Here is a 23,459-nt window from a genome sequence, read left to right as displayed (position 1 = left end):
CCAATCTAAAACTCAAAGGAGAGTATATTATGTCTAGTATTACAGAGATCTATGCACGTGAAGTCTTAGATTCACGTGGTAACCCAACAGTTGAAGCAGAAGTTTATACAGAAGCAGGTGCTTTTGGCCGTGGAATCGTTCCTTCAGGTGCATCTACTGGTGAACATGAAGCTGTTGAATTACGTGATGGTGACAAGTCACGCTACATGGGTAAAGGTGTAGAAAAAGCTGTTGCTAATGTTAACGACATTATCGCAAAAGAAATTGTTGGTTACGAAGTTACAGATCAAGTTGCTATTGATAAGGCTATGATTGCTTTAGATGGTACACCTAACAAGGGTAAATTAGGCGCAAATGCTATTTTGGCTGTATCAATTGCTGCTGCACGTGCTGCTGCAGATGAGTTACAAGTGCCTCTTTATAACTACTTGGGTGGTTTCAATGCTCATGTTCTTCCAACACCAATGATGAACGTTATCAATGGTGGGGCTCATTCTGACAACAAGGTTGATTTCCAAGAATTTATGATCATGCCTGTAGGTGCAAAAACTGTTAAGGAAGCAATCCGTATGGGTTCAGAAACTTTCCATAACTTACAAAAATTACTTTCTAAAGCTGGTAAGGTAACTTCTGTTGGTGATGAAGGTGGATTTGCTCCTGACTTTGAAAACAACGAAGAACCATTGAAGTTCTTGATCGAAGCTATTGAAGCTGCTGGTTACAAACCTGGTAGTGAAGTTGCAATCGCAATTGATGTTGCTTCATCAGAACTTTGGGATGGCGAAACTGGCAAGTATAAGTTACGTTGGTCAACAGGTGAAGAATTCTCCACAGAAGAATTCATCAACTATCTTGAAGGCTTAGTTGACAAGTACCCAATCATCTCAATTGAAGATCCTATTGATGAAAACAACTGGGATGACTGGAAGACAATTACTAGCAAGTTAGGCAAGAAAGTTCAACTTGTTGGTGATGACTTCTTCGTTACAAACACAGAATACTTGAAGAAAGGTATCAAGATGGGGGCTGCAAACTCAATCCTTATCAAGGTTAACCAAATTGGTACATTAACAGAAACTGTTGAAGCTATTGAAATGGCTAAAGAAGCCGGATATACAGCTATCGTTTCTCATCGTTCAGGTGAAACTGAAGATACAACAATTGCTGATTTAGTTGTTGCTACAAATGCAGGTCAAATTAAGACTGGTTCAATGAGTCGTACAGATCGTATTGCTAAGTACAACCAATTGATGAGAATTGAAGACCAATTGAGTGAAAGTGTAGCTCAATACAAAGGAATCCAATCATTCTATAATTTGAGTGAACAAGCTCGTCAAGAAATTGAAGGCAAATAATTAAATAAGAATGTAGTTTTAGATTGTCAGTTTTGACTTAGTGATAAGTAGGTTGACGAAAATTACAATGATTAGCAGCAAGGCTGTCACAAATCGTTCGATTTGTGACAGCCTTGTTTTTTATCGTAAAGAAAAGGTATTTTTTAATGAGTTGACTTATAAAATTTTAAAATGTATATTGCAGAAGAGTGTTAAAACGTAAATTAATTTTTGATATATTGGTTGAGACCTTTATTCTATAAAATAAATCTTGGTGTATAAGTGTTAAACTGACTGGAAATAAAAGATTATTTATGCTACATTATAATAGATATAGATTACCTATGGAGTAAGGGGGTATGAGCTTGTACAATTTAATTTTAACTATTTTGATGATTGTTTCAGTATTAATTATTATTGCGGTAATGATGCAACCTGCGAAGAATGATAATGCAGCTTCTGCTTTATCGGGTGGAGCAGCCGATTTATTCAGCAAGCAAAAGCCTCGTGGATTTGAGGCGTTTATGCAGAAGGTAACGGCCGTACTAGGAGTCATCTTCTTTATTCTTTCATTGGCTTTGGTGTATATTTCATCGCATTGATAAAAAGTAAGGTCTTCTGCTTAATTCTGTGCAGGGGGGTTTTACTTTTTTTTTAGATTAAGAACGGCTCTTAATGGATAATCAAGTAAGTAAACGAGGAAATTAATGGAAAATAATATTATTAAGGAAAAGATACTAAGAAAATTAAGAGAATCACCAGATCGTGATTTTCAAGTTCAAGAATTGGCTGAAGCTATTGCTATGACAACAGCTGTTCAGTTTAAGTTTGTCGTGCAAGCATTGGCACAACTAGAACACGACAAGGAAGTTACACTTAATCAAAATGGGGCATTTACGATTGCAAAGGATGATTCCCTTCCAAAATTTGTTGGAGTTTTTCATGCTAATGATCGTGGCTTCGGCTTTGTAACTGTAGATGTTGATACTCCTGACTTTTTTATCAACCCAACACAAACAATGGCTGCATTGAATGGCGATGAAGTTGAAGTTATTATGCTTAGAAAGGCCGATGAAAGGACAGGCAGAGGCCCCGAGGGTAAAGTGGTCGGTATTGTTAAGCATGCCATCGAGCAGGTAGTCGGTGAGTTTGTGACAGACGATACGGAAGAATATCCTGAGGGAATTATTGGAACAGTTAAGCTGAAAGACCGTAAATTATCGCATTATACTTTTTTGGTTGAAAATAAGGGATTGAATCCAGTTCCTGGAGAAGTGATTTTGGCAGATATTACTGCTTATCCAGATGCACATCTTCCAGGAATTCTTAAAGGAATTGCTGTAAAGGTAATCGGAAACGTTAATGATCCAGGAATCGATATTTTACAAATTGTTTATCAACATGACATTCCAACTCAATTTCCTGATGAAGTTATGGCTGAGGTTGAACAGATTCCTGATCACGTAACTGACGAAGAGCGCAAGGGAAGAGTAGATTTAACTGACCAAGATCTGGTTACAATTGATAGTATTGAATCAAAAGATCTTGACGATGCAGTTACTGCATGGAAAATGGATAACGGCAATTATCACCTAGGTGTACATATTGCAGATGTCTCTCATTATGTGAGAGTAGGCACGGCACTGAATGATGAAGCCCTTAAAAGAGGAACTTCAGTTTACTTAACTGATCGTGTAATTCCAATGCTTCCTCATAAGTTATCAAATGGAATTTGTTCTTTGAATCCCAAAGTGGAGCGCTTAGCAATGAGTTGTGAAATGGAGATCGATTCTGAAGGCAATGTGCTAAATCATAAGATTTTTCCGAGTGTTATTAAAACAACAGAAAGAATGACTTACGTTGCAATTAATAAGATTCTTGAATCACATGACGAAAAGACGATGGCACGTTATGAAAAGCTTGTTCCAATGTTTGAAACAATGAATGAACTTCATAAAATTTTGCTCAAGATGAGAAAAAGACGCGGTGCAATTGAATTTGAAGACACAGAGGCAAAGATTATTGTCGATGAAAAGGGTCATCCAATTGACATCCAACTTCGTGAACGTGGTACTAGTGAAAGAATAGTCGAATCATTTATGCTTGCCGCAAATGAGACGGTTGCTGAACACTTTAATCATTTACGAGTTCCATTTATTTATCGTATTCATGAAACTCCAAAAGCAGAGAAGATGCTGTCGTTTTTTGAAGCATTATCGAGTTTAGGGATCGAGGCATCTGGCAGCAGCAATGATGTAAAGCCTAAGATGTTACAGACAATTTTGAAAAAAGTTGCAGGTAAACCTGAAGAAGCAATGGTTTCGACAATGTTGTTACGGTCGATGCAGCAAGCAAAATATTCTGATCAACCTTTGGGGCACTTTGGCCTTGGAGCGGATGATTATACACATTTTACGTCTCCAATCAGAAGATATCCTGATCTTTTGGTTCATCGTTTAATTCGTTTTTATGAACAAAATGGAATTAATGATGAAACGAAGGAAAAGTATAAGCAAGAAATTCCTGAAATAGCTCTTCATAGTTCACAGATGGAACGTCGAGCAATTGATGCAGAGCGTGATACAGATGCGATGAAGAAGGCTGAATATATGGCTGATCATGTGGGTGAAGAATTTGATGCAGTTGTTAGTTCTGTAACAAAATTTGGGATGTTTGTCGGTTTGCCTAATACAGTTGAAGGACTTATCCATATTAGTGAGATGAAAGATGATTACTATGAGTATTTGGATAAGCATATGGTTTTAGTTGGTCGTCATACCAAGAGAACCTATCGAATTGGGCAACCAATAAGAGTTAAGTTAGTCAATGTCAATGTTGATCAAAAAGAGATTGACTTTACACTTTTGAATCCAGAGGATGCTCCTAAGACAGATTTATTGGTCAAAGCCGGTGGTAACGATTCCAGAAGAGGCAATGGCGATAGAAAGTATCAAGGAAATCACAAGTACGACAATAGAAAAGGGCACTCAAAAAGCAGGGAAAAGCAACACGGATATCATCCTTTTAAGGACAAATTAAGAAAGAGACACTGATAACTAAGTTTAGGGGGTGTTCGTAATGGTAAAGAAAAGACATGAGAATCCTCCACTGGCTCAAAATAAAAAGGCAAGCCATGATTATGCAATAATTGATACGGTTGAGGCTGGAATTGTTTTGACTGGAACAGAAATCAAATCAGTTCGTGCACGACGGATAAATCTTAAAGATGGATTTGCACAAGTTCATAATGGAGAGGTTTGGTTGATGAATGTTCATATTTCTCCATATGAACAGGGAAATCAGTTTAATCATGACCCGCTTAGGAATCGCAAACTATTACTCCACAAAAAGCAGATTGCTGATCTGGGTAAAATGACTTCGGATAAGGGGATAACTTTAGTTCCCTTAAAGGTTTATATTAAAAGTGGATTTGCAAAAGTTTTGTTGGGTGTAGGCAAAGGGAAGAAAGACTATGATAAGAGAGAGTCTATTAAGCGTAAGGATCAAGAGCGGCAGATCCAACGAACTTTGAAGAATTATGGTTAAAACAAATAATTAGGGATCTCAATTGTGGTTGCTCTTTTTGAGTAATAATGGTCAGATGGATACTGCAGGTCTTCAGTTGTGCAGGCTGTTTGACATATGACTAGGGGAAAAAACAAATTTTTATATTGATATGCGTTATTTGTGAACAAGTTGATCAGATAATCAGAGATCAAGGGGCCGGATCAAAAGTTAAATTTTGATCTGGTCCTTTTGTTGATCTTGAATAAATATGTTGATGAGTAATAATTTAGTATAAGAAATGAATTTTATTGTTTTGGACCTTACTCTTCTTTTTGCAAAATTTTTGCAAAAATAGTACTGATTTTATTCTTGTACTGTATGAGATCATGCGTGTAGTGTACTTTTTTATTACAATTCTTAAGAAATAAGTAATAATGAAACAAATAAGTAATATTTTGTAAGATACTTGCAACCAATGAAATTAGCTGATTGCGTATAATGTTCATTGGTAAAGGGGTTAATTCTTATGAAAATAATTGGGGTCGTCACGAAGTACATATTACTAATAGCGCTTGTAATGACTACCATGGCAAGTGGGGTCTCTGCTGATACTGTCAATGATTTGCAAGGACAGCAGAGTGTTGCTCAAAAAAAATTAGATACAAATAATGATCGGTTGTCCAAAAAGATTACTGCTGTTAATCAGGTGTATCAAGAAATCCAGCAGCTAAATAAAAAAAAGAAGGACACTTCTGCTAATATTTCATTAGTTAAGCAAAAGCTTGCAGCAGCAAAAGCAGAGAAGCAAAAGCGTATTGCGGATGCGAAGGCTAGATTGAGAGAACTTCAGTTAAGAGAAGGGACAAATGATACTCTTCAAGTTTTGGAAGATTCTAGTAACCTATCTCAGTGGTTAGGTAACGTTATAGCATTAACTCGTTTGCAGTCCGTTTATAACGATAGCTTAGATGCTGTCAAGCAGAGTGTTAACACAATTGCGAATGATCGCAAGCAATTGTTAACGTATCAGGCAAGTCTTGACACACAGGCAAAGGATTTGGCACTGAAGAAGGATCAGATGAATGCTTCACTGAATTCTTTGAAACAGTTGGTCAAGAATAATCAAGCTACGGTAGCAACTCTGGCTAACAAGGTTTCGTGGGCGAAGGAGAGTGCTGCAAAAGAAGCATTGGCTGCAAAAGCTAGTGCGAGTTCACAGCAGTCTGCACAAGCAAGCAGCAGTTCTAGCTCACAGGCCGCTGCATCAAGTTCTGTGGCAACAGTATCTTCCAATTCGAGTTCAACAGCGTCTAGTGCTTCGACCGCGAGTGCTGCTAGTTCGACGACTACCGCTACTAATGTGACTGCGACGACAACAAGCAGCAGTTCGAAAACGCTTGTTATGCAATCAACAGGTTATTCAACAGCCCAGAGCGGTTTGAGTTCTTATAGTGCAACGGGAGTTAATTTAAGTCAACACCCAAGTTGCATAGCTGTGGATCCTAGTGTTATTCCATTGGGAAGTATTGTTTGGGTTTCTGGATATGGTGTTACGGTAGCCGGAGATACAGGTGGTGCGATTAAAGGAAACATTATCGATGTGCATTTTTCAACGGTTGCTCAGGCCCAGAGTTGGGGAAGAAGAACAGTTACAGTTAAGATATTGGATTAATATTAGTAAATAGATTAAAGTTTTTGTTTTTATTAAACAAATGTGACAGAAAAATATAATTTGATTTGAGGGACTTAAGCAAAGGTTAATCCTTGCTTAAGTCCCTCTGGTTGTTTCTGAATAAACGTATGCTATAGGCTGTTCTTTGCTTTAACAAAAGTCAAACAGGTGAGAATAATTTGAAAAACATAGTAAAAGAGTTGTTTTAATTAAATAAAATTAGTTGTTGACCTTTTAATTAAAATGGTTTACTATGTGTTTAATAAATGAAAGGAGTCCTTTGTATGAGCATTCAATCGAATAATTACGTAATTGAATTCGCCCTACTACTATGATGGAGGACTCTGACAATATGTCGAGTCCTATTTGTGGTTAGAATGGGGCTTGAGCGGTAGATGAACGTCCCATTCTTAATGAATGGGGCGTTTTTTATTACAAGTTTTTTATTACAAACTAGGAGGGTATAAAAATGGAAAGAATACAATTTTTTGATACAACATTACGCGATGGTGAGCAGACAATTGGTGTTAATTTCTCGATTGAGGATAAGATAAACATAGCTAAGCAATTGGTCAAATGGGGTGTAGATGTTATTGAGGCGGGATTTCCCGTGGCATCCAAAAATGATTTCAAGTCTGTCAGAAAAATTGGTCAAGAAATAGCTGGTTGTAAAGTAACGGGGCTTGCACGCTGTGTAAGCAAGGATATTGATGCTGTGATTGAAGCTTTAGGTGATACTCCCAATGGCCAGATTCATGTATTTATTGCTACAAGTCCAATTCATCGTGAAGCAAAGTTACATATGACTAAGGAGGAAGTGATTAAAACAATTCATGACTGCGTTAGTTACGCTCATCAAGAATTTGAACACGTTGAATTTTCTCCGGAAGATGCTACCAGAACTGAATGGGACTTTTTGGTTAAAGCAATTCGCACAGCAATCTTTGCAGGAGCCGATGTAATCAATATTCCCGATACCACTGGTTATACGAATCCAGAAGAAATTGGTGAGTTATTTGATTATTTAAAGGACAATATTCCTGAATTTGATGAGGTAACATTTTCTGTGCACTGCCATAATGATTTGGGAATGGCTACGGCCAACGCATTGGCAGCGATTCGTCATGGTGCGACTAGGGTTGAAGGAACAATCAATGGAATAGGTGAACGTGCTGGAAATACTGCACTTGAAGAAGTCGCTGCTACACTGATGGTTCGGAAGGACTTTTATCAAGTAAAAACAAATATTTGCTTAGATAAGACTTTTGAAACTGCTAAAATGGTCAGTCAAAAATCAAAAATGCAAATTCCTAATAATAAACCTATCACAGGAACGAATGCTTTTTCACATGAGTCTGGAATTCACCAAGATGGTTTTTTGAAGAATCATGCGACATACGAAATTTTAACTCCACAAAGTGTGGGGGTTGCTCACTCATCAATACCACTGGGAAAATTGTCTGGTTCCCATGCTGTAATTGTTAAGTTAGAAGAGCTGGGATATAAGATAGATAAGGATATTACAAAAGATATCTTTGCTAAATTTAAATCAATTGCTGATAATCAACCAATTGTTTCTGATGAAGACTTAGTTCAAATGATGGATGAAATCCAAGTGGTTTCAAACAAAAACTGAGGGCATTTCAATAGTAGCAAGCTAAGAAATGAAGATATAGGTAAAATTTAGAAATCAAAGGGGCTAGGTCAAAAGTTAAAAGTTGACCTAGCCACTTCTGGATGGATGTGTTCCATACTATAGCACATGTAAAATTTAGTTCACTAATTATAAATTATTTTTTTACATTTTTCTGGAGATGATTGTAATTATGGTCCCCCAATATTATTAGACCAACATTTCTAAAACCATAACTATAATACAAAGCTTCTGCACGCGGATTTTCCCAATCAACATTCAAGCCAAGTTTGTTCTTATTTTGCTTTGCAGCCACAATGGTTGCTGTTTCCAATAATTTACTCCCAATTCCGTGTCCTTGATACTCTGGATCAACAGCAATTGAATTTAAGTACCATTCATTTGGGAACGCTTCAGGATCAGAAAAAATTACAATCGAAGGAGATAAACCGGCATCTTTTAAGAAAGAGTGCATTAACTTATTGATTCTTTTTTCATTTTCAAAAGAGTATCCATATAGAAATCCCACTACTTTATCATTTTCAACTGCAACTGTCGTTTGAGCCCAGTCTGTTAGAAATTCTTGTGTTTCAAATGATTTTTGAAACACAATGTCTAGCTTAGAGCGATCTAATGACTTGATTACATCCAAGTCCATTTCATCAATGATAATATTGAATAAGGAAACAATTGCACCAGAATCCTTTTTTGTCGCTTTTCTAATTAACAAATTTTTCTCCTTTAGAATTTAATCATATTTGACTTAGAATTGATAATGAGACCGTCGCTTTTTTTGAGATGAACTGGCAAAATAATCTAAAATTGCAACAATAGACAGGCAGAGAGGTTCATTGGCTTCATTATTGATTGCTAACTCTAGGAATTTACCTGAAGGTAACATGACTTCTTGCAATGACATTATCAAAGTTTGTTTATGATAAATCTTATAAACAAACTTAATGATATTACCAGTTACAACCCAATTCAGTCCCTTTATAAGAATTAGATCTTTATTGCCAAAGTTAATTCGTCGAAGGGATCCAACTTTTTTGTCATTGAGAAAAAGGTCAAACTTGGGGAAAATTCCGAAACCCCGTTGTTTGATTTGTGCCAATAACTCACCAGAGATTGCATATACTGATAAAACATCCTGATGCCTGCCCCAATTGCCAACAACAAGGTAGATTGCTTTTGAATTTTCATCCACGATTTTAGTTGCACCTTGAGTGCTAAGGCGATGTCTGTGGGCATACAAGTTACGCAATTCAAAACCTCCTTTGAGTTTAGGCAAGTACAATCATTTTTCCTTCAAGACTTCTTCGATAGCTATCCCAACGCCATCTTCGGTATTGTTTTTTGTCAAGCGTTTAGCAGTCTGTTTTACTTCAGTGATTGCATTACCCATCGCATAACTAACACCTGCAACTTTTAGCATCGACATATCGTTATTATTGTCACCAATAGCCATCACATTATCCATAGGAACATTCATCAAATCTGCAAATGCCTGAAGAGCTGCCCCTTTTTGTGCATTGACATGATTGATTTCAATATTAGAACTTGAGGATGAAGTAACAACAAGAGAAGCAAATTGTTTTAATTCTTCTCTGATTGGATCTAGTTTTTTAGGTCCTTCATTGCTGAATGTAACAAATTTATAAACCTTTAATGATGGGTCTTCAATAATTTTCAAATAATCATCAGTGTAATTAATATTCATTAGCTCAAAGCGAGCAGCAGCCATAGAAACCGCTAATTTGTACGGTGTCTCTGGACTGACTTTTGTTAATAATTCAGCAAAGTTTTCGATACGATTTGTTTTGCTGTCTGAGTAAATACCTGCTGATGTAACGATTTCAAAATATAACCCTTTTTTCTTCAACAAATATAAAACGTTACTTGCAAGGGTATCGTTAATTGCAGCAGAGCTCAGAAGATTGCCTTTTTCGTCAAATACTTGGGCGCCATTCAGTGTAATCATTGGACAGGTAATGCCTGCTTCTTCAATTAAGGGTTTGATTTCTGTATACCCGCGTCCTGAAGAAACAACAAATTGGACACCGGCTTTTTGTGCAGCTTTGATTGCATCGGCATTTCTTTTCGAAATGACCATACGATCATTCAGTAAAGTCCCATCCATATCGGAAGCAATAATTTGTATCATACTTTTTCCCCCATTAATAAATTCAATTCGATTTTATAATCATTTTACCATGAATAATGTTTTTTTTTTAGTGAGTTAGTTTTTTAAAAAATATAATCAATAAAAAACCAAGTAAAGTTATTATTTTTAAGATCAAATATGATAAAATGAATGCGAGGTGTCGCAAATGAAAACGCTTATTAATAATGACTGGCAAGAAGTTTTAGGACCTGAATTTGAAAAAGATTATTATCAGAATTTACATAGTTTTTTAAAGAAGGAGTATGCAAATCAAGAAATTCATCCAGATATGTATCATATTTTCCAAGCATTTGAATGGACTCCATTTTCTAAAGTCAAAGTCTGTATATTGGGGCAAGATCCATATCATGGACCCCATCAGGCACATGGCTGCAGTTTCTCAGTTTTACCAGGAGTTAAGGTTCCACCATCTCTCCAAAATATTTATAAAGAACTTGAGAGTGATTTGGGAATTAAACCGGTTAATCATGGTTATCTTGAGAAATGGGCAAAACAAGGAGTGTTATTGTTGAATACGGTCTTGACTGTGAGAGATGGGCAAGCATTTTCTCATCAAGGCAAGGGATGGGAATTATTGACTGATAAGGCAATCCAAAGTTTATCAGAAAGGAAACAACCTGTTGTTTTTATACTCTGGGGGAAAGCGGCACAGGATAAGATTCAATTAATTGATCAAAAGAAGAATGTTATTTTAACTTCAGCACACCCGAGCCCTTTTTCCGCACACAGGGGATTCTTCGGATCAAGACCGTTCTCCAAGACAAACACGGCACTCATTGCTATGGGAGAGGAACCGATTGATTGGCAATTACCAGAAAAAATAAATTAGTAAAGTGGAGGGTTAATTATGGAATTATTTGAAAGTTTAGTTGAGAAGATCAAGGGTAAGAATAAAAAAATAGTTTTTCCTGAAGGAAATGATGTAAGAATTGTTAGAGCTGCAGTGAGATTAGCTGATGACGGCTTAATCAGCAGTGTGGTTCTTGGTAACGAAGATGAAGTGAAGAAACTAGCAGGTACCGACAAGTTGCCAAAGAAAATGTCTGTAATAGATCTAACTTCTTACTCAAACGACAAATTTGAAGAAATGGTTTCAGCCTTCGTTGACAGAAGAAAAGGAAAAAACACACCAGAACAAGCGAGAAAAATGCTGAAAGATGTTAATTACTTTGGAACGATGCTTGTTTACATGGGAGTGGCCGATGGACTTGTTTCAGGTGCTGTTCATCCAACTGGTGATACGGTCAGACCAGCCTTACAGATTATTAAGACTAAACCTGGAACCACAAGAACAAGTGGTGCTTTTGTAATGACAAGAGGGAGCGAGAAATATTTGTTTGCCGATTGTGCTATCAATATTAATCCAAATGAACAAGAGCTAGCGGAAATTGCGGTTGAAAGCGTGCAAACGGCAAGACTTTTTGACATTGATCCTAAAGTTGCTATGCTAAGCTTTTCAACAAAGGGTTCAGCTAAATCTGATGAGGTAACCAAGGTGGCAAAAGCGACCGCATTGGCAAAAGAGTTGGCACCTGGTGAGCAGATTGATGGAGAGTTGCAATTTGATGCAGCATTTTTAGAATCTGTTGCGGCAAAAAAGGCACCAGACTCTGAAGTTGCAGGTAAAGCAAATGTGTTTGTATTTCCAGAGTTACAATCAGGGAATATTGGATACAAGATAGCACAGAGATTAGGCGGCTTTGAAGCAGTCGGACCGATCTTACAGGGGTTGAACAAACCAATATCTGATTTATCACGTGGTGCTAATGAAGATGATGTATACAAGGTGGCAATTATCACGGCGCTACAGGCAACTTTATAGGAAGAATAATAGAGGATTGATTCTCATGGAACTTAGTGTTAGAAATGCGGAAGAGACAATTAAATATGCGCAGCTCTTGAGCAGAGTTTTGATGCCGGGGGACATTATTTTGTTAAATGGTGATTTAGGAGCTGGCAAAACAACTTTTACAAAGGGATTAGCTGTTGGTTTGGGAATCACTAAGAATGTAAAAAGCCCGACTTTTAATTTGGTCAAAGAGTATCATGATGGCCGTTTACCCTTATTTCATATGGACTTATATCGTCTTGAAGGAATTGGGGCTGGAGACTTGGGACTTGAAGAATATTTTAATCAGGCTGGCGTGAGTGTGCTTGAATGGTCAAAATTTGTAATTGAGGATATTCCGACGGATCATTTGGTAATTAATCTGGTGAAGAATGATGAACATGAGGATTGGCGGAAAATAGAGTTGATGGCATGTGGTCAACACTATGAACGATTGCTTAGCAAATTTGCTGAATTAGTCAATTAAGAGTTGATGCGTCTCTATGGATTTTTCAAATTGGAAAGTTTGTAGATACTTATAAATAGAGAAATCTAAACAAAAACATATTATTAACATTGTGTAGAGTAGGAGGCTGAACCATAACAGATCTTGTGTGGTTAGCCTCCTATTGAATTTAAATATTTAAGATGTTTAAAAGCCTCTTCTTTATTGTTCTAGTAGCGCGTTTTCATAAAGTAATAAATATCACAAAGTTAAAAAACAATATATAGTGTACGTTCATTTTCATAACACTATAAGTTGTATTATATAACCTATGAGCATACAATATATATATTAAGTTAATCATAGGGAGGCAAAATCGTGACTGTAGATGTAGAAGAAAAAAAGAACGTGAAAAGTCCAACATATTTTATTAAGCGTGATGGTAGCAAAATGAATTTTGCTTCCTACAAACTTGGAATAGTTTTTGATGAGATGGGTCTGCAAAAACAGAAGAGAACATTAATTAAAAAAATTCTAAAATTGATTGGAAATGTGGCTGAAGTTGACGCACATGAGGTTCATCGTGCGGTAATTGGTGTGCTCAATAAAGAAGGCTATCAGTCCAAGGCACTAGCCTACATAAAAGTGTACAAAGAAAATGAGGAATATTGGGAAGAACAGACTAATCCTGCTAGTAGGCTAGAGAGGCTGCAAGTTAAAGATCCAGCGTTAGTTCATGAAAATGCTAATAAGGATAGTAACGTCTTCAATACCCAAAGAGATCTGACTGCTGGCGCAGTTGGTAAGACACTAGGCCTAAAAATGATGCCGATGCATATTGCTAAAGCACATTTACGCGGAGACATTCACTACCACGACTTGGATTATACACCATGGAGCCCAATGACTAACTGTTGTTTGATTGATTTTAAAGAAATGCTTACAAATGGTTTTAAGATTGGAAATGCTGAGGTGGAGAGCCCACATTCAATTCAAACAGCAACGGCTCAAATGGCTCAAATTATCGCTAATGTTGCTTCAAGCCAATACGGTGGCTGTTCAGCTGATAGGGTTGATGAATTATTGGCACCATTTGCTAAGAAAAATTTTGAAAAACATCTAGTTGATGCTAAGGATTATATTGATGACGACGATAAACTGCATGAGTTTGCAAAGAAAAAGACAAAAAAAGATATTTATGATGCAATGCAGGGTCTTGAATATGAGATAAATACATTATTCTCATCACAGGGGCAAACACCTTTTACGACATTAGGCTTTGGTCTGGGTACATCTTGGATTGAACGTGAGATTCAAAAATCAATCTTGCAAATTAGAATAAAAGGATTAGGTAGAGAAAAGAGAACTGCAATTTTTCCTAAACTTGTCTTTACGTTGAAAAAAGATTTAAATTTAAAACCTGGAGATCCCAACTATGATATTAAAGAATTAGCCGTTGAATGTGCTACTAAGAGAATGTATCCTGATATTTTAATGTATGACAAAATAAGGGAATTGACTGGCAGTTTTAAGGTTCCAATGGGGTGTCGCAGTTTCTTACAAGGCTGGAAAGATGAAAATGGGAAAGAAGTTAACTCCGGGAGAATGAATTTAGGAGTTGTAACAGTCAACCTTCCGAGAATTGCAATCGAAGCTCGTGGTGATAAGAAACTGTTTTGGCAGATTTTTAATGAGAAAATGGGAATTTGTAAGGAAGCTCTTGTGTTTAAGGCAAAGAGAGTGGAACAGGCAATTCCAGAAAATGCACCTATACTGTATCAATATGGTGCGTTCGGAAAGAGACTTAAGCCAGGGGACGATGTTTCAACACTCTTTAAAAAGAGACGAGCAACGATTTCTCTGGGATATATAGGCCTATATGAAGTGGGTACAGCATTCTATGGGCCCGATTGGGAAGGTAACAAAGAAGCACATGATTTTACGGTTGAAATTGTACGGCAATTAAAGAAGAATTGTGTGGCATGGTCGGATGAGTACGATTATCATTTCAGTGTCTATTCAACTCCAAGTGAGTCGCTGACTGACCGCTTTTGTGTGCTTGATACAAAAAGATTTGGCAAAATCAAGGACATTACAGACAAGGAGTACTATACAAATAGTTTTCATTACGATGTGAGGAAACACCCATCTCCTTTTGAGAAGTTAACGTTTGAAGAAGACTATCCAAAGTATGCTTCTGGTGGTTTCATCCATTATTGTGAATATCCTAATTTAAGACAAAATCCCAAAGCGTTGGAGTCCGTTTGGGATTGGGCATATGATAAAGTCGGTTATTTAGGTACGAATACTCCGATTGATCATTGTTTCAAATGTGGTTTTGAAGGCGAATTTAAACCTACCGCTAGGGGGTTTGAATGCCCAGATTGTGGTAATCATGACCCTAAGACATGCGATTGTGTAAAAAGAACATGTGGGTATTTGGGAAACCCATTGCAGCGCCCGATGGTTCACGGTAGACACGCAGAGATTGCATCACGTGAGAAAAATCTTTTTGATGGGACGGGATATAATGGCTGACAGAATAAGGAAAGAACGTAGACCTAAAGACCCCAAACCAAAAGAATGGTTGGCAAGTGACTTAAGTCAGGAGTTCATTGCTGATTATAAAGCCTTTAATTTTGTTGATGGTGAAGGTGTTCGTTGCAGTATATATGTCAGTGGCTGTAAATTTGCATGTCCTGGCTGCTACAATAAGGTAGCTCAAAATTTCCATTATGGAACACGATATACTCAAGAATTAGAAGATTTGATCATGGATGATATTGGCGCAGAATATTGTCAAGGATTGACCTTACTAGGTGGAGAACCTTTTTTAAATACACAGGTTTGTTTGAAGTTAGTCAAGAGACTTCGTAAGGAGTACGGTAACACAAAAGACGTCTGGTCATGGACAGGTTATACTTGGGATGAATTAATGAAAGAATCGGAAGACAAGCTAGAGTTATTGTCATTAATTGATATACTGGTTGATGGACGTTTTGTACTTGCAAAAAAGGATTTAACGCTACAATTTAGAGGTAGTTCTAATCAGCGAATAATTGATGTACAAAAAAGCTTGAAAAGTAACAAGATAGTTTTATGGGACAAATTATTACGGTAATATTTTTGATTCAAGAAAGTGATGCAGTTTTGAGGTTTCGGATATTGATTCGAAATCAAGAATATGCTTCGCTTTTTTGTTGTGAATAACTGAAACTAGACGAAAAGTCTTAACTTATTGGAGTACATTTATTTGGAATAAGTGAAGAGACTAGGCCAGATTAAACCTTGACCTAGTCTCTTATAGTCTAATTTTGTAGCCACAAATAATAAAAATTAGTAATTAACGCTTAATGTGTGAGTGTCGGCTAGTATATAAATTATTTACTGAATTTAGGAATAATCATTTGGGTCAGCTGTCAATGGTTGGTAACTATCCATTTCAGAATCACGATAGTCCCACCATTCTTCAGGGTATCCTACAAAACCGGCTTCTAGCATTGCGTTATTCAAAATTTGATAGTTCTCTTCTTCTTCAGCAGTTCGTTTAAAATTACGATGGGCACGCGTGGAAAAATCGTCAAAGCCACTTTGCATCTTGATATCATTTTTGTCTGCATCGACCAATGTTAGGTCGAAGGTCACACCTTTTTGGTGGCTAAAATTTGGATTAGGTTCGGCTACAAAATGTGGATCAGGATAAACTTCAAATAATTTTTTTTGAGCACTAACGGGGCGATAAGCATCCCAAACTTTTAAAAAGAATCCTTTCTTTTTGACCAAGCCACTTGCAACGGCCAATTTCTGCGCAGTTCCAGTACGAGCAATCGCAGTTGTGAAATTATAGACTATTTGGTGAGTGAAATTATCGGTTGTTGCATATTTTAAATCAACTATAATATCCGAGTCTATTTTTTGAATATTTGTAAATCCTTGCTTAGCTGGGTTCATTTAATATCCCTTCCTTTATAATTAATGATCATAAAAAATAGAGGTTAGCTATGAGTTAATGTACATTTTTCTAGAATACGAATTATCGGAAGAATTATTGGAAGTTGTAATGAAATTGTGATGTGCCAGCCAATTCTTGTATTGAGCAGTATTCGCCCAACAAGAGATGACTAAGAAATCAAAATCATGTTCAAGTGATTGACAAAATAGAAATGAAAGGGAACCATCGGGAATATGTTGAAAAGAAGCCAAGTACATCTTTTGCTGCTTCTCATCTAAGGAAAAGTGATTAAAGAAATAAGGTGCTTCTTTGATTATATCAAAATTACCATTCAAAATAGAGTAATTGAGGTTGGATCTAAAGAATTTTTTTTCACTGTCAATTGTTATTAGTGCATATTGATGAGGATCATTTTTATCGGAAAACTGAAGAAATTTCTTTGTCTTATTTTGTGCTTTTATACCCTCAATTATATATGATGAACCAAAAGTTAAATGAAGTTTTTGCATCATGGAACCTCCTTGTAAGTAAAATATATATGTTATAATTAAGCAAAGAAAGGGTGATTAGTAATGAAAGTCACGGTTTTAGGGATGTATGGTGGTTATCCTTATGCGGGTAAAGGGACAAGCAGCTACTTGATCCAGACAAATGATTATAACTTACTTTTAGATTGCGGCAGTGGGGCGTTATTGAGTCTGGAGCAGCATCTTAATCCTCTAGAACTTGATGGAGTATTGCTCTCACATTATCACAACGATCATATCGCGGATGTTGGGGTTTTACAATATTATTGGCAACTTAATAATCAGGAGATTGGTGGGAAGGTATTGCCGATTTATGGACATGCTGAAGATCAAGAACATTTTGCCAGTCTTACTTGGCCGGATGCAACAGTTGGAGTTGCATACGATCCTGCTAAGGAACTGGTTTTAAAGTCTTTGAGAATAACTTTTCTAAAAACTAAGCATCCAGTTACTGCATATGCTGTTAGAATCGAAGATACTGCAACAAAAGAAGTCCTTACGTATACAGCTGATACAGCAGAAATCCCTGAAATGATTCCGTTTGCACATGATTCTGATTTATTAATTACTGATACAAATTTCAGTGCTGCTAAAAAGGGAGAGAAGTGGCATATGACGTCTTCAGAATCAGCAAATCTTGCTTTAAAATCAGGTTCAAAGAAATTAATGCTCTCACATTTGCCACAGAAAATTTCGGCCAATCAACTAGTGAAAGAAGCCGAGAAGGTTGTAGGTAAGCAAGTTGAAGTTTTCTCTGCATATGTTGGCCTAAAAATTATTGTTTAAAAAAGATTCAAAAACTAATCGTTTTTATTAAATTTTTTTAATCAATATTAAGAGAAGATTTTGTTTGATTTACTAAAAAGGCTCAACAGAGCGCAAATTGTCGTATCTCCTATTACTTTTTACAAAATAATTTATTGTTATCATAACTTTTAACTACTAGTAATCATTACACTTATGAGTAGGGGTTGTTAGTATCTGTTATTAATGTTGATGATAAGGCAACTACATCGGTAATATTGCTTGTGAGAAGAGTGAAATAAAATCTTTTTTAAAATAAGGTATTAATTTTTTGATACAAGTGTTATAATAATGTTGTGAACGATATTAATTTGTAAGCTGTTTTCATGTAAAGGAGCGAAAGAATATGGTTACTTTATATACATCACCTAGTTGTACTTCTTGTCGAAAGGCACGTACATGGTTAAGGAAGCATGACATTCCCTTTAAAGAACGAAACATTTTTTCTGAACCATTGAATATTAATGAAATTAAACAAATTTTACAAATGACTGAGAATGGGACAGAAGAGATTATTTCAAAACGTTCGAAGGCTTACCAAAAGTTAAATATTGATTTGGATGAAATTCCGCTGAAACAATTATTTTCTTTGGTTCAAGAGAATCCTGGGCTTTTGAGACGTCCGATTATTCTTGATGAGAAACGTCTGCAAGTTGGTTACAACGAAGACGAAATTCGCAGATTTTTGCTTCGCGAAGTTCGTGCTTTAGAGTTAAGAAAAGCACAGGAACTTGCAGGATTTTAAAATTCAATAAAGTTATTTAATTTTTTAAGGATCTCAGCGCAAGATGATTGCTTTCGCTAAGGTCCTTTTGTACACTTAAGACATGTATGATTCATGTATTTTATGATTGTAGCTATAAATCGAGATTTCTATGTAAATTTTTATCCCACTAGTCTTGTTTTTTAGCATAAAGTGCTTTACAATTCTGTTTTTTTAGTTATCATTAAGCGAGAGGGTAATATCGGAAAGGTGGGTGATCTCGATGGAGATGGAGAAAATCAATGACAACACTATTAGGGTGCTACTTGAAACTGACGATTTGACCGAACGTGGAATTACCGTGCTTGATTTACTTGGCAATCGCAAAGAAATAGAGAGTTTCTTCTATAGTATTTTAGATGAAGTTGACATCGATAATGAGTTCCGTGAAAATGATGCTGTGACATTCCAATTATTGCCAAATAGGAATGGACTTGAGTTATTTATCAGTAAGGTAAATCCAAAAGATATAGAAGACTATGAGTACGATGATGACCAAGATAATTCGGATGATTCAAAAGATGATGAAGACGAGAAAGACTCAAAAAATGATGACAAGAAATCAAGAAAATTTTCAGATGATGTGCGTTTCACCTTTTTAGAACCAGATGGAAGTGAAGGCAAAGATATAACTGAGATGATTCACGATGAGTTAATCAAAAACAGAAATAAAGATAGCGGACAGAAATATTTGGGAAATGATGGAGATGGAGTTTCTGAATATTTGAATGATAAAAGTATTGAACGTAAGCATTATGTAATTGAATTTAGTGACTTTGAAGATTTTGTCAGCTTAGCAAAACTTTTGAAAAGTGAAAGCTTAGCATCTAGCCTGTATTTACTGGACAATAAATATTATTTAGACTTAATTTTCTTTGTAGATCAAACGGGTGACAGTCACATTAAGGATATTTTGTCTCTGGCTGTTGAATATGGTAAGCGTGTCAGCTTATCCCACGATATTTTAGAGGAGCGTGGGAAGTGCATACTTTCATCTTCTGCTTTCGAGTTAGCAAGATACTATTTTAAATAATTTTTAGCAATGAAGACTCTTGGTAGTTAGTGCGTATTTAACTACTAGGGGTGTTTTTTTGTTAAAAGCATTAGATGATGATGGGAGATTGATATGGGCTAGCGATGCAATCAACGGGGACAACTATTATTGCCCTTTTTGTCACTCGAAACTCCTTATAAGAAATGGCACGCTAAAAAGAAATCATTTTGCTCATCAAAAAAAAGCGTGTCACAGTTTCTCTGAAGGTGAAACAGTTGAACATTTACAAGGAAAGATGGCACTTGCAAAACTTTTTGAGAGGGATGGATATGGTACAGAGATAGAAAGTTATTTTCCTGAACTTAGACAACGACCTGACATTGTGATTCAAAAGAATTTCCAGAAGGGTATAATCGAGTTTCAATGTGCACCAGTGTCGGTTTCAAAGATGAGAGCACGCAGCAAGGGATATAAGAAGGCAGGATTCAAGTTTTTGTGGATATTAGGACAACAGTATCTTTTGAAAAAGAAAATGACGCAGCAAATTGCAAAATTTCTCAAATGGAATAGGTCACAGGGATACTACCTGATTTATTATCTAACAAATAAAAAAATATTTAGAGTGTTTTATAATATTCAGCAAACAGACTATCTGCCATTGAAATATAAAATAGTTGATTTTAGTACTGTAACTGCACTTAAAGAATTTCTAACTAGCAACAATAATTTTGAATTTTGTAAAATTTCTCAAAATGAACGTATAATCCAAGCTAATTTTTTTGAAAAAGACATTCTGCGAAGCCAAGGAAATTTTAGGAGTTTGCAGATTAGATGCTACTTGCGGAAGCAAAGCCTTGAAACTCTTAAGCCTTTATTATTTGCTGGCAGATATTCACCGCCAATCTATGCCGTTAAGGAACTATATTGGAAGACCGATTTTATATATCTGAAAAAATTAAATAATACTAGTGAAAGAGATTTATATTGGAAAATAATTTTGGAGCATCAAAAGTATCTGTTCGAAACGCCATTATTAAATGTAAATAGGATAGCTGATTTACAAGTAAGAGAAATGAATTCGTTTGTTGATAAGCAAGGAAGTTAACTATTAATCTTGTTTTTTTAATAATATTGCATTCTGGCTCCAACTATGATTTCATTAATAAAATAGAGAAGTGTTGCTGGGGAGGGCTATAACATGTCAAAAGAGATTTCTAAATTAAAAAGTAGAAGTGAAGTACCTGAGGAATTAAAGTGGGATCTAACAAAGGTATACCAAAACGAAAATGAACTAACTGAAGATATTAAAGAGATACAAGAAGAAATCAAGGGAGCAGATAAACTTAAAAATACTCTCAAAGATGGGAGCTTGGCTCTTAAAGAAGCATTAAAGACTTATTTTACAGTGGAAAGAAAGACAGTTAAGGTATACGTGTATGCGAGCATGCTGAGTGATCAAGATACGAATAATAAAAAAAATCAAGGTTTGTTTTCGCAAGTACAGCAACTATATGCTAAAGTCGCTGCGGCTTTTTCATGGTTTGAACCAGAACTATTGGCGTTAGGCGAGGAAAAATTGAATGAGTATTACGATAATGATCAAGAATTGACAGGATACAAGCAGTATATAAGCGAAATCATGGCAAAGAAAGATCATTTACTATCAGAAAAAGAAGAGAAGCTTCTTGCAGGAGCATCTGATATTTTTTCGACACCAGAAAATATTTTTGGAATATTGAATAATGCCGATCTCAAATTTCCGACTGTAACAGATGAAAAGGGAAACAAGGTTGAGTTGTCGCATGGATTGTATGGAAAATTATTGGAGTCTGGAAATCGTAAAGTTAGAAAAGAAGCATTTCAAGGGTTGTACAAGACATATAGACAATTTGAAAATACATTTGCAACTTCTCTTGCGGCGCATGTACATACGCATAATTTTCAAGCAAGTGTCAGAAATTATCCAGATGCAGTTTCGGCTGCATTAAGTACTAATAACATTCCTGTTGCCGTTTATGACACATTAGTTGAACGAGTGAATAATCATCTAGATTTGTTGCATCGTTATGTAGAAGTGCGAAAAGAGATATTAAAATTGGATTCGGTACATATGTACGATTTATATGCACCAATTACAAAATTACCTGAGGAAAAATATAATTATGAAAATTCAAAAAAAATAGCACTGGATGCACTAGGCATATTTGGGGAAGATTATGTTCAGACTGTTAAAAAAGCATTTGCAAGTCGTTGGATAGATGTACTTGAAAATACTGGTAAGCGCAGCGGGGCGTACTCATCTGGAATGTTTGATACGCCACCGTATATTTTACTTAATTGGCAGGATAACCTAGAGAGCCTTTTCACATTGGTACATGAGATGGGTCACAGTATGCATTCATATTTGAGCAATCATAATCAACCATATCACTACAGTGACTACTCAATTTTTGTCGCTGAGATCGCATCAACAACTAATGAGAATATTTTGACACAATACTTACTAGACAATAGTGATGACTTGCAATTTAAAGCTTATGTATTGAATCACTACTTAGATGGATTCAAGGGAACGGTGTATCGTCAAACGCAATTTGCAGAATTTGAGAGATGGCTTCATGATCAGGATAAGGCTGGGTTACCGTTAACTTCACAAGAACTCAATAATAAATATGCCAATTTAAACGAGCATTACTATGGGCCTGCGATCACTAATGATCCAGAAATTGCCTTGGAGTGGTCGAGAATTCCTCATTTCTATTACAATTTTTATGTATATCAGTACGCTACAGGATTTGCAGCAGCAAGTGCCTTAGCAAGCAAGATTGCAAAAGAAGGGCCTGCAAGCTATCTTGAATTCTTAAAATCAGGTAGCTCTGCTCTACCGATTGATATTGTTAAACAAGCGGGCGTTGATATGACAAAATCTAATTATTTAGATGATGCTTTTGTGGTTTTTGAGCAACGTTTGGGAGAACTTGAAGATGTTCTGGCAAAATTACAGAATTAGAATTACTGGCTAGTATAAAAGTTTGAGTACAAGAATGATTGAATTAATATGTTGATTTGAAAGATATTAATTAAAGCAAAGAAGGAGCAAGTCATATATTTCGACTTGCTCCTTCTTTGCTACATGTAAAATATTACCTAAATGTACTATAATTTCTAAATTGTGTGAAGCGAGGTAATTGAATTTTTATGAACCTTACTATTTTTGCATAGCATGATTTCATCGTTCAGCTTACCAAGGCATAACTTCTCAAGCATATCGTAAGAAGAGCAATCCGTCAGTGAAACACCAAAGTCAATGTTGGCAAGATTGTACAGTACCATCGTTGAATGGGTGGTGACGTTCATCTCCGCAGCCATTTGTTGATCCCGCTTGAATGATTCAATCGTAAATTTAGAATGGCGATCATTCTCGAACATCTCGCAGTCAATTCCGATAGAACTGATAATGTTATGGACGACCTCGTTCGAGTACTTCTTGTCACCGTTAAAAACTTCATCCTGAAGATTCAAAAGAAAACTGCGCCCATGTTTCTTACCCTGAAAAAGGGCAGCTTTGTAGTCAAGAGAAGCTTGATAGATATCGTTAAAGATTTTGTTTCTTATATCGAGATTATTTAAAGGTAAATTATGCTCACTTAATACATTGGTAACTGTATTAAGATTTAAGAATGGGATAAACCTGAATCGAATATCAATATCAAGATTTTTTACAAGTTTTATAATGTTTTTTTCTGATTGATAGGACTTTCTTCCAACCGGATTGATAAATAAATACATTTCTAACACAATTTTTCCCCCATATA

The 23,459-nt window shown here is 36.0% G+C and carries 22 protein-coding genes; 16 read left to right on the top strand and 6 right to left on the bottom strand.

Annotated features, from left to right (window positions below; genetic code table 11):
- Positions 1 to 29: 29 nt before the first annotated feature.
- The 6 genes from eno (at position 30) to IV36_RS03535 (ending at position 8,149) form a co-directional block, all read left to right on the top strand.
- Positions 30 to 1,355: a phosphopyruvate hydratase gene (gene eno / locus IV36_RS03560; protein WP_056990824.1), complete on the top strand. Its 1,326-nt coding sequence runs from the start codon at positions 30 to 32 to the stop codon at positions 1,353 to 1,355.
- Positions 1,356 to 1,699: 344 nt separating this feature from the next.
- Positions 1,700 to 1,936 carry a preprotein translocase subunit SecG gene (secG, locus tag IV36_RS03555; protein WP_003688101.1) on the top strand — a complete coding sequence of 79 codons (237 nt, stop codon included), beginning with the start codon at positions 1,700 to 1,702 and terminating at the stop codon, positions 1,934 to 1,936.
- Positions 1,937 to 2,041: 105 nt separating this feature from the next.
- Positions 2,042 to 4,387 (top strand): ribonuclease R, encoded by a 2,346-nt coding sequence (gene rnr, locus IV36_RS03550; protein WP_056990823.1) that lies wholly within the window; start codon positions 2,042 to 2,044, stop codon positions 4,385 to 4,387.
- A 25-nt stretch (positions 4,388 to 4,412) separates the two neighbouring features.
- Positions 4,413 to 4,880: an SsrA-binding protein SmpB gene (gene smpB / locus IV36_RS03545; protein WP_003688097.1), complete on the top strand. Its 468-nt coding sequence runs from the start codon at positions 4,413 to 4,415 to the stop codon at positions 4,878 to 4,880.
- A gap of 487 nt (positions 4,881 to 5,367) precedes the next feature.
- On the top strand, positions 5,368 to 6,513 hold the full coding sequence (locus IV36_RS03540; protein ID WP_056990822.1) for a 3D domain-containing protein: 1,146 nt from the start codon (positions 5,368 to 5,370) through the stop codon (positions 6,511 to 6,513).
- 469 nt (positions 6,514 to 6,982) lie between these two features.
- Positions 6,983 to 8,149: a 2-isopropylmalate synthase gene (locus IV36_RS03535; RefSeq protein WP_056990821.1), complete on the top strand. Its 1,167-nt coding sequence runs from the start codon at positions 6,983 to 6,985 to the stop codon at positions 8,147 to 8,149.
- Between the two features lie 154 nt (positions 8,150 to 8,303).
- Here the strand turns inward: IV36_RS03535 and IV36_RS03530 are convergent, their stop codons facing one another.
- The 3 genes from IV36_RS03530 to IV36_RS03520 are packed head-to-tail and all read right to left on the bottom strand — an operon-like array spanning position 8,304 to position 10,310.
- Positions 8,304 to 8,876: a GNAT family N-acetyltransferase gene (locus IV36_RS03530; protein WP_056990820.1), complete on the bottom strand. Its 573-nt coding sequence runs from the start codon at positions 8,874 to 8,876 to the stop codon at positions 8,304 to 8,306.
- Positions 8,877 to 8,909: 33 nt separating this feature from the next.
- Complete coding sequence (locus tag IV36_RS03525; protein WP_235810230.1) at positions 8,910 to 9,410, bottom strand: LURP-one-related/scramblase family protein; 501 nt, start codon at positions 9,408 to 9,410, stop codon at positions 8,910 to 8,912.
- Between the two features lie 33 nt (positions 9,411 to 9,443).
- A complete protein-coding gene (locus IV36_RS03520) occupies positions 9,444 to 10,310 on the bottom strand; it encodes a Cof-type HAD-IIB family hydrolase (protein WP_056990818.1) in 867 nt (288 codons plus the stop codon).
- Positions 10,311 to 10,476: 166 nt separating this feature from the next.
- Here IV36_RS03520 and IV36_RS03515 point away from each other — a divergent pair, with 166 nt between their 5' ends.
- The 5 genes from IV36_RS03515 to nrdG all read left to right on the top strand — a co-directional run bounded on the left by IV36_RS03515 (position 10,477) and on the right by nrdG (position 15,725).
- Positions 10,477 to 11,160 (top strand): uracil-DNA glycosylase, encoded by a 684-nt coding sequence (locus IV36_RS03515; RefSeq protein ID WP_056990817.1) that lies wholly within the window; start codon positions 10,477 to 10,479, stop codon positions 11,158 to 11,160.
- Between the two features lie 18 nt (positions 11,161 to 11,178).
- The gene (gene pta / locus IV36_RS03510; protein WP_056990816.1) at positions 11,179 to 12,153 is read left to right on the top strand and encodes a phosphate acetyltransferase; all 975 of its coding nucleotides are present in this window, start codon (positions 11,179 to 11,181) and stop codon (positions 12,151 to 12,153) included.
- Positions 12,154 to 12,178: 25 nt separating this feature from the next.
- Positions 12,179 to 12,646: a tRNA (adenosine(37)-N6)-threonylcarbamoyltransferase complex ATPase subunit type 1 TsaE gene (gene tsaE, locus IV36_RS03505; RefSeq protein ID WP_056990815.1), complete on the top strand. Its 468-nt coding sequence runs from the start codon at positions 12,179 to 12,181 to the stop codon at positions 12,644 to 12,646.
- Between the two features lie 336 nt (positions 12,647 to 12,982).
- Positions 12,983 to 15,142 (top strand): anaerobic ribonucleoside-triphosphate reductase, encoded by a 2,160-nt coding sequence (nrdD, locus tag IV36_RS03500; RefSeq protein WP_420864915.1) that lies wholly within the window; start codon positions 12,983 to 12,985, stop codon positions 15,140 to 15,142.
- Entirely contained in the window at positions 15,135 to 15,725 is a 591-nt protein-coding gene (gene nrdG / locus IV36_RS03495) for an anaerobic ribonucleoside-triphosphate reductase activating protein (protein WP_056990813.1), read from the top strand. The genes nrdD and nrdG overlap by 8 nt, the downstream gene beginning before the upstream one ends.
- 272 nt (positions 15,726 to 15,997) lie before the next feature.
- On the opposite strand, the gene IV36_RS03490 is transcribed toward nrdG, so the two are convergent.
- A complete protein-coding gene (locus IV36_RS03490) occupies positions 15,998 to 16,555 on the bottom strand; it encodes a M15 family metallopeptidase (protein ID WP_056990812.1) in 558 nt (185 codons plus the stop codon).
- A gap of 48 nt (positions 16,556 to 16,603) precedes the next feature.
- Entirely contained in the window at positions 16,604 to 17,065 is a 462-nt protein-coding gene (locus tag IV36_RS03485; protein ID WP_056990811.1) for a hypothetical protein, read from the bottom strand.
- 63 nt (positions 17,066 to 17,128) lie between these two features.
- Here IV36_RS03485 and IV36_RS03480 point away from each other — a divergent pair, with 63 nt between their 5' ends.
- The 5 genes from IV36_RS03480 (at position 17,129) to pepF (ending at position 22,654) form a co-directional block, all read left to right on the top strand.
- Positions 17,129 to 17,869 carry an MBL fold metallo-hydrolase gene (locus tag IV36_RS03480; RefSeq protein WP_056990810.1) on the top strand — a complete coding sequence of 247 codons (741 nt, stop codon included), beginning with the start codon at positions 17,129 to 17,131 and terminating at the stop codon, positions 17,867 to 17,869.
- A 364-nt stretch (positions 17,870 to 18,233) separates the two neighbouring features.
- Positions 18,234 to 18,632 carry a Spx/MgsR family RNA polymerase-binding regulatory protein gene (locus tag IV36_RS03475; protein WP_056990809.1) on the top strand — a complete coding sequence of 133 codons (399 nt, stop codon included), beginning with the start codon at positions 18,234 to 18,236 and terminating at the stop codon, positions 18,630 to 18,632.
- A gap of 241 nt (positions 18,633 to 18,873) precedes the next feature.
- Positions 18,874 to 19,683: an adaptor protein MecA gene (locus IV36_RS03470; RefSeq protein ID WP_056990808.1), complete on the top strand. Its 810-nt coding sequence runs from the start codon at positions 18,874 to 18,876 to the stop codon at positions 19,681 to 19,683.
- Between the two features lie 58 nt (positions 19,684 to 19,741).
- Positions 19,742 to 20,749: a competence protein CoiA gene (locus tag IV36_RS03465; protein ID WP_056990807.1), complete on the top strand. Its 1,008-nt coding sequence runs from the start codon at positions 19,742 to 19,744 to the stop codon at positions 20,747 to 20,749.
- A 93-nt stretch (positions 20,750 to 20,842) separates the two neighbouring features.
- Positions 20,843 to 22,654, top strand: a complete 1,812-nt coding sequence (gene pepF, locus IV36_RS03460) for an oligoendopeptidase F (protein WP_056990806.1) — start codon at positions 20,843 to 20,845, stop codon at positions 22,652 to 22,654.
- Positions 22,655 to 22,809: 155 nt separating this feature from the next.
- On the opposite strand, the gene IV36_RS03455 is transcribed toward pepF, so the two are convergent.
- Positions 22,810 to 23,459: DsbA family protein (locus tag IV36_RS03455; protein ID WP_235810229.1), on the bottom strand; the 650-nt coding region annotated here is incomplete at its 5' end.

It is taken from the genome of Liquorilactobacillus mali, from assembly GCF_001437155.1.
GTDB classification, from domain to species: Bacteria; Bacillota; Bacilli; order Lactobacillales; family Lactobacillaceae; genus Liquorilactobacillus; species Liquorilactobacillus mali_A.
The sequence above is the reverse complement of the archived record's forward strand: the minus strand, read 5'-3'. Positions and strand labels throughout refer to the sequence as shown.

Excerpts from the sequence above, each read along its gene's own strand:
- eno (WP_056990824.1), top strand. The coding sequence starts at position 30 with ATGTCTAGTATTACAGAGATCTATGCACGTGAAGTCTTAGATTCACGT.
- IV36_RS03520 (WP_056990818.1), bottom strand. The coding sequence starts at position 10,310 with ATGATACAAATTATTGCTTCCGATATGGATGGGACTTTACTGAATGAT.
- IV36_RS03485 (WP_056990811.1), bottom strand. The coding sequence starts at position 17,065 with ATGCAAAAACTTCATTTAACTTTTGGTTCATCATATATAATTGAGGGT.
- IV36_RS03480 (WP_056990810.1), top strand. The coding sequence starts at position 17,129 with ATGAAAGTCACGGTTTTAGGGATGTATGGTGGTTATCCTTATGCGGGT.
- rnr (WP_056990823.1), top strand. The coding sequence starts at position 2,042 with ATGGAAAATAATATTATTAAGGAAAAGATACTAAGAAAATTAAGAGAA.
- smpB (WP_003688097.1), top strand. The coding sequence starts at position 4,413 with ATGGTAAAGAAAAGACATGAGAATCCTCCACTGGCTCAAAATAAAAAG.
- IV36_RS03490 (WP_056990812.1), bottom strand. The coding sequence starts at position 16,555 with ATGAACCCAGCTAAGCAAGGATTTACAAATATTCAAAAAATAGACTCG.
- tsaE (WP_056990815.1), top strand. The coding sequence starts at position 12,179 with ATGGAACTTAGTGTTAGAAATGCGGAAGAGACAATTAAATATGCGCAG.
- IV36_RS03515 (WP_056990817.1), top strand. The coding sequence starts at position 10,477 with ATGAAAACGCTTATTAATAATGACTGGCAAGAAGTTTTAGGACCTGAA.
- pta (WP_056990816.1), top strand. The coding sequence starts at position 11,179 with ATGGAATTATTTGAAAGTTTAGTTGAGAAGATCAAGGGTAAGAATAAA.
- nrdG (WP_056990813.1), top strand. The coding sequence starts at position 15,135 with ATGGCTGACAGAATAAGGAAAGAACGTAGACCTAAAGACCCCAAACCA.
- IV36_RS03475 (WP_056990809.1), top strand. The coding sequence starts at position 18,234 with ATGGTTACTTTATATACATCACCTAGTTGTACTTCTTGTCGAAAGGCA.
- pepF (WP_056990806.1), top strand. The coding sequence starts at position 20,843 with ATGTCAAAAGAGATTTCTAAATTAAAAAGTAGAAGTGAAGTACCTGAG.
- IV36_RS03470 (WP_056990808.1), top strand. The coding sequence starts at position 18,874 with ATGGAGATGGAGAAAATCAATGACAACACTATTAGGGTGCTACTTGAA.
- IV36_RS03535 (WP_056990821.1), top strand. The coding sequence starts at position 6,983 with ATGGAAAGAATACAATTTTTTGATACAACATTACGCGATGGTGAGCAG.
- IV36_RS03540 (WP_056990822.1), top strand. The coding sequence starts at position 5,368 with ATGAAAATAATTGGGGTCGTCACGAAGTACATATTACTAATAGCGCTT.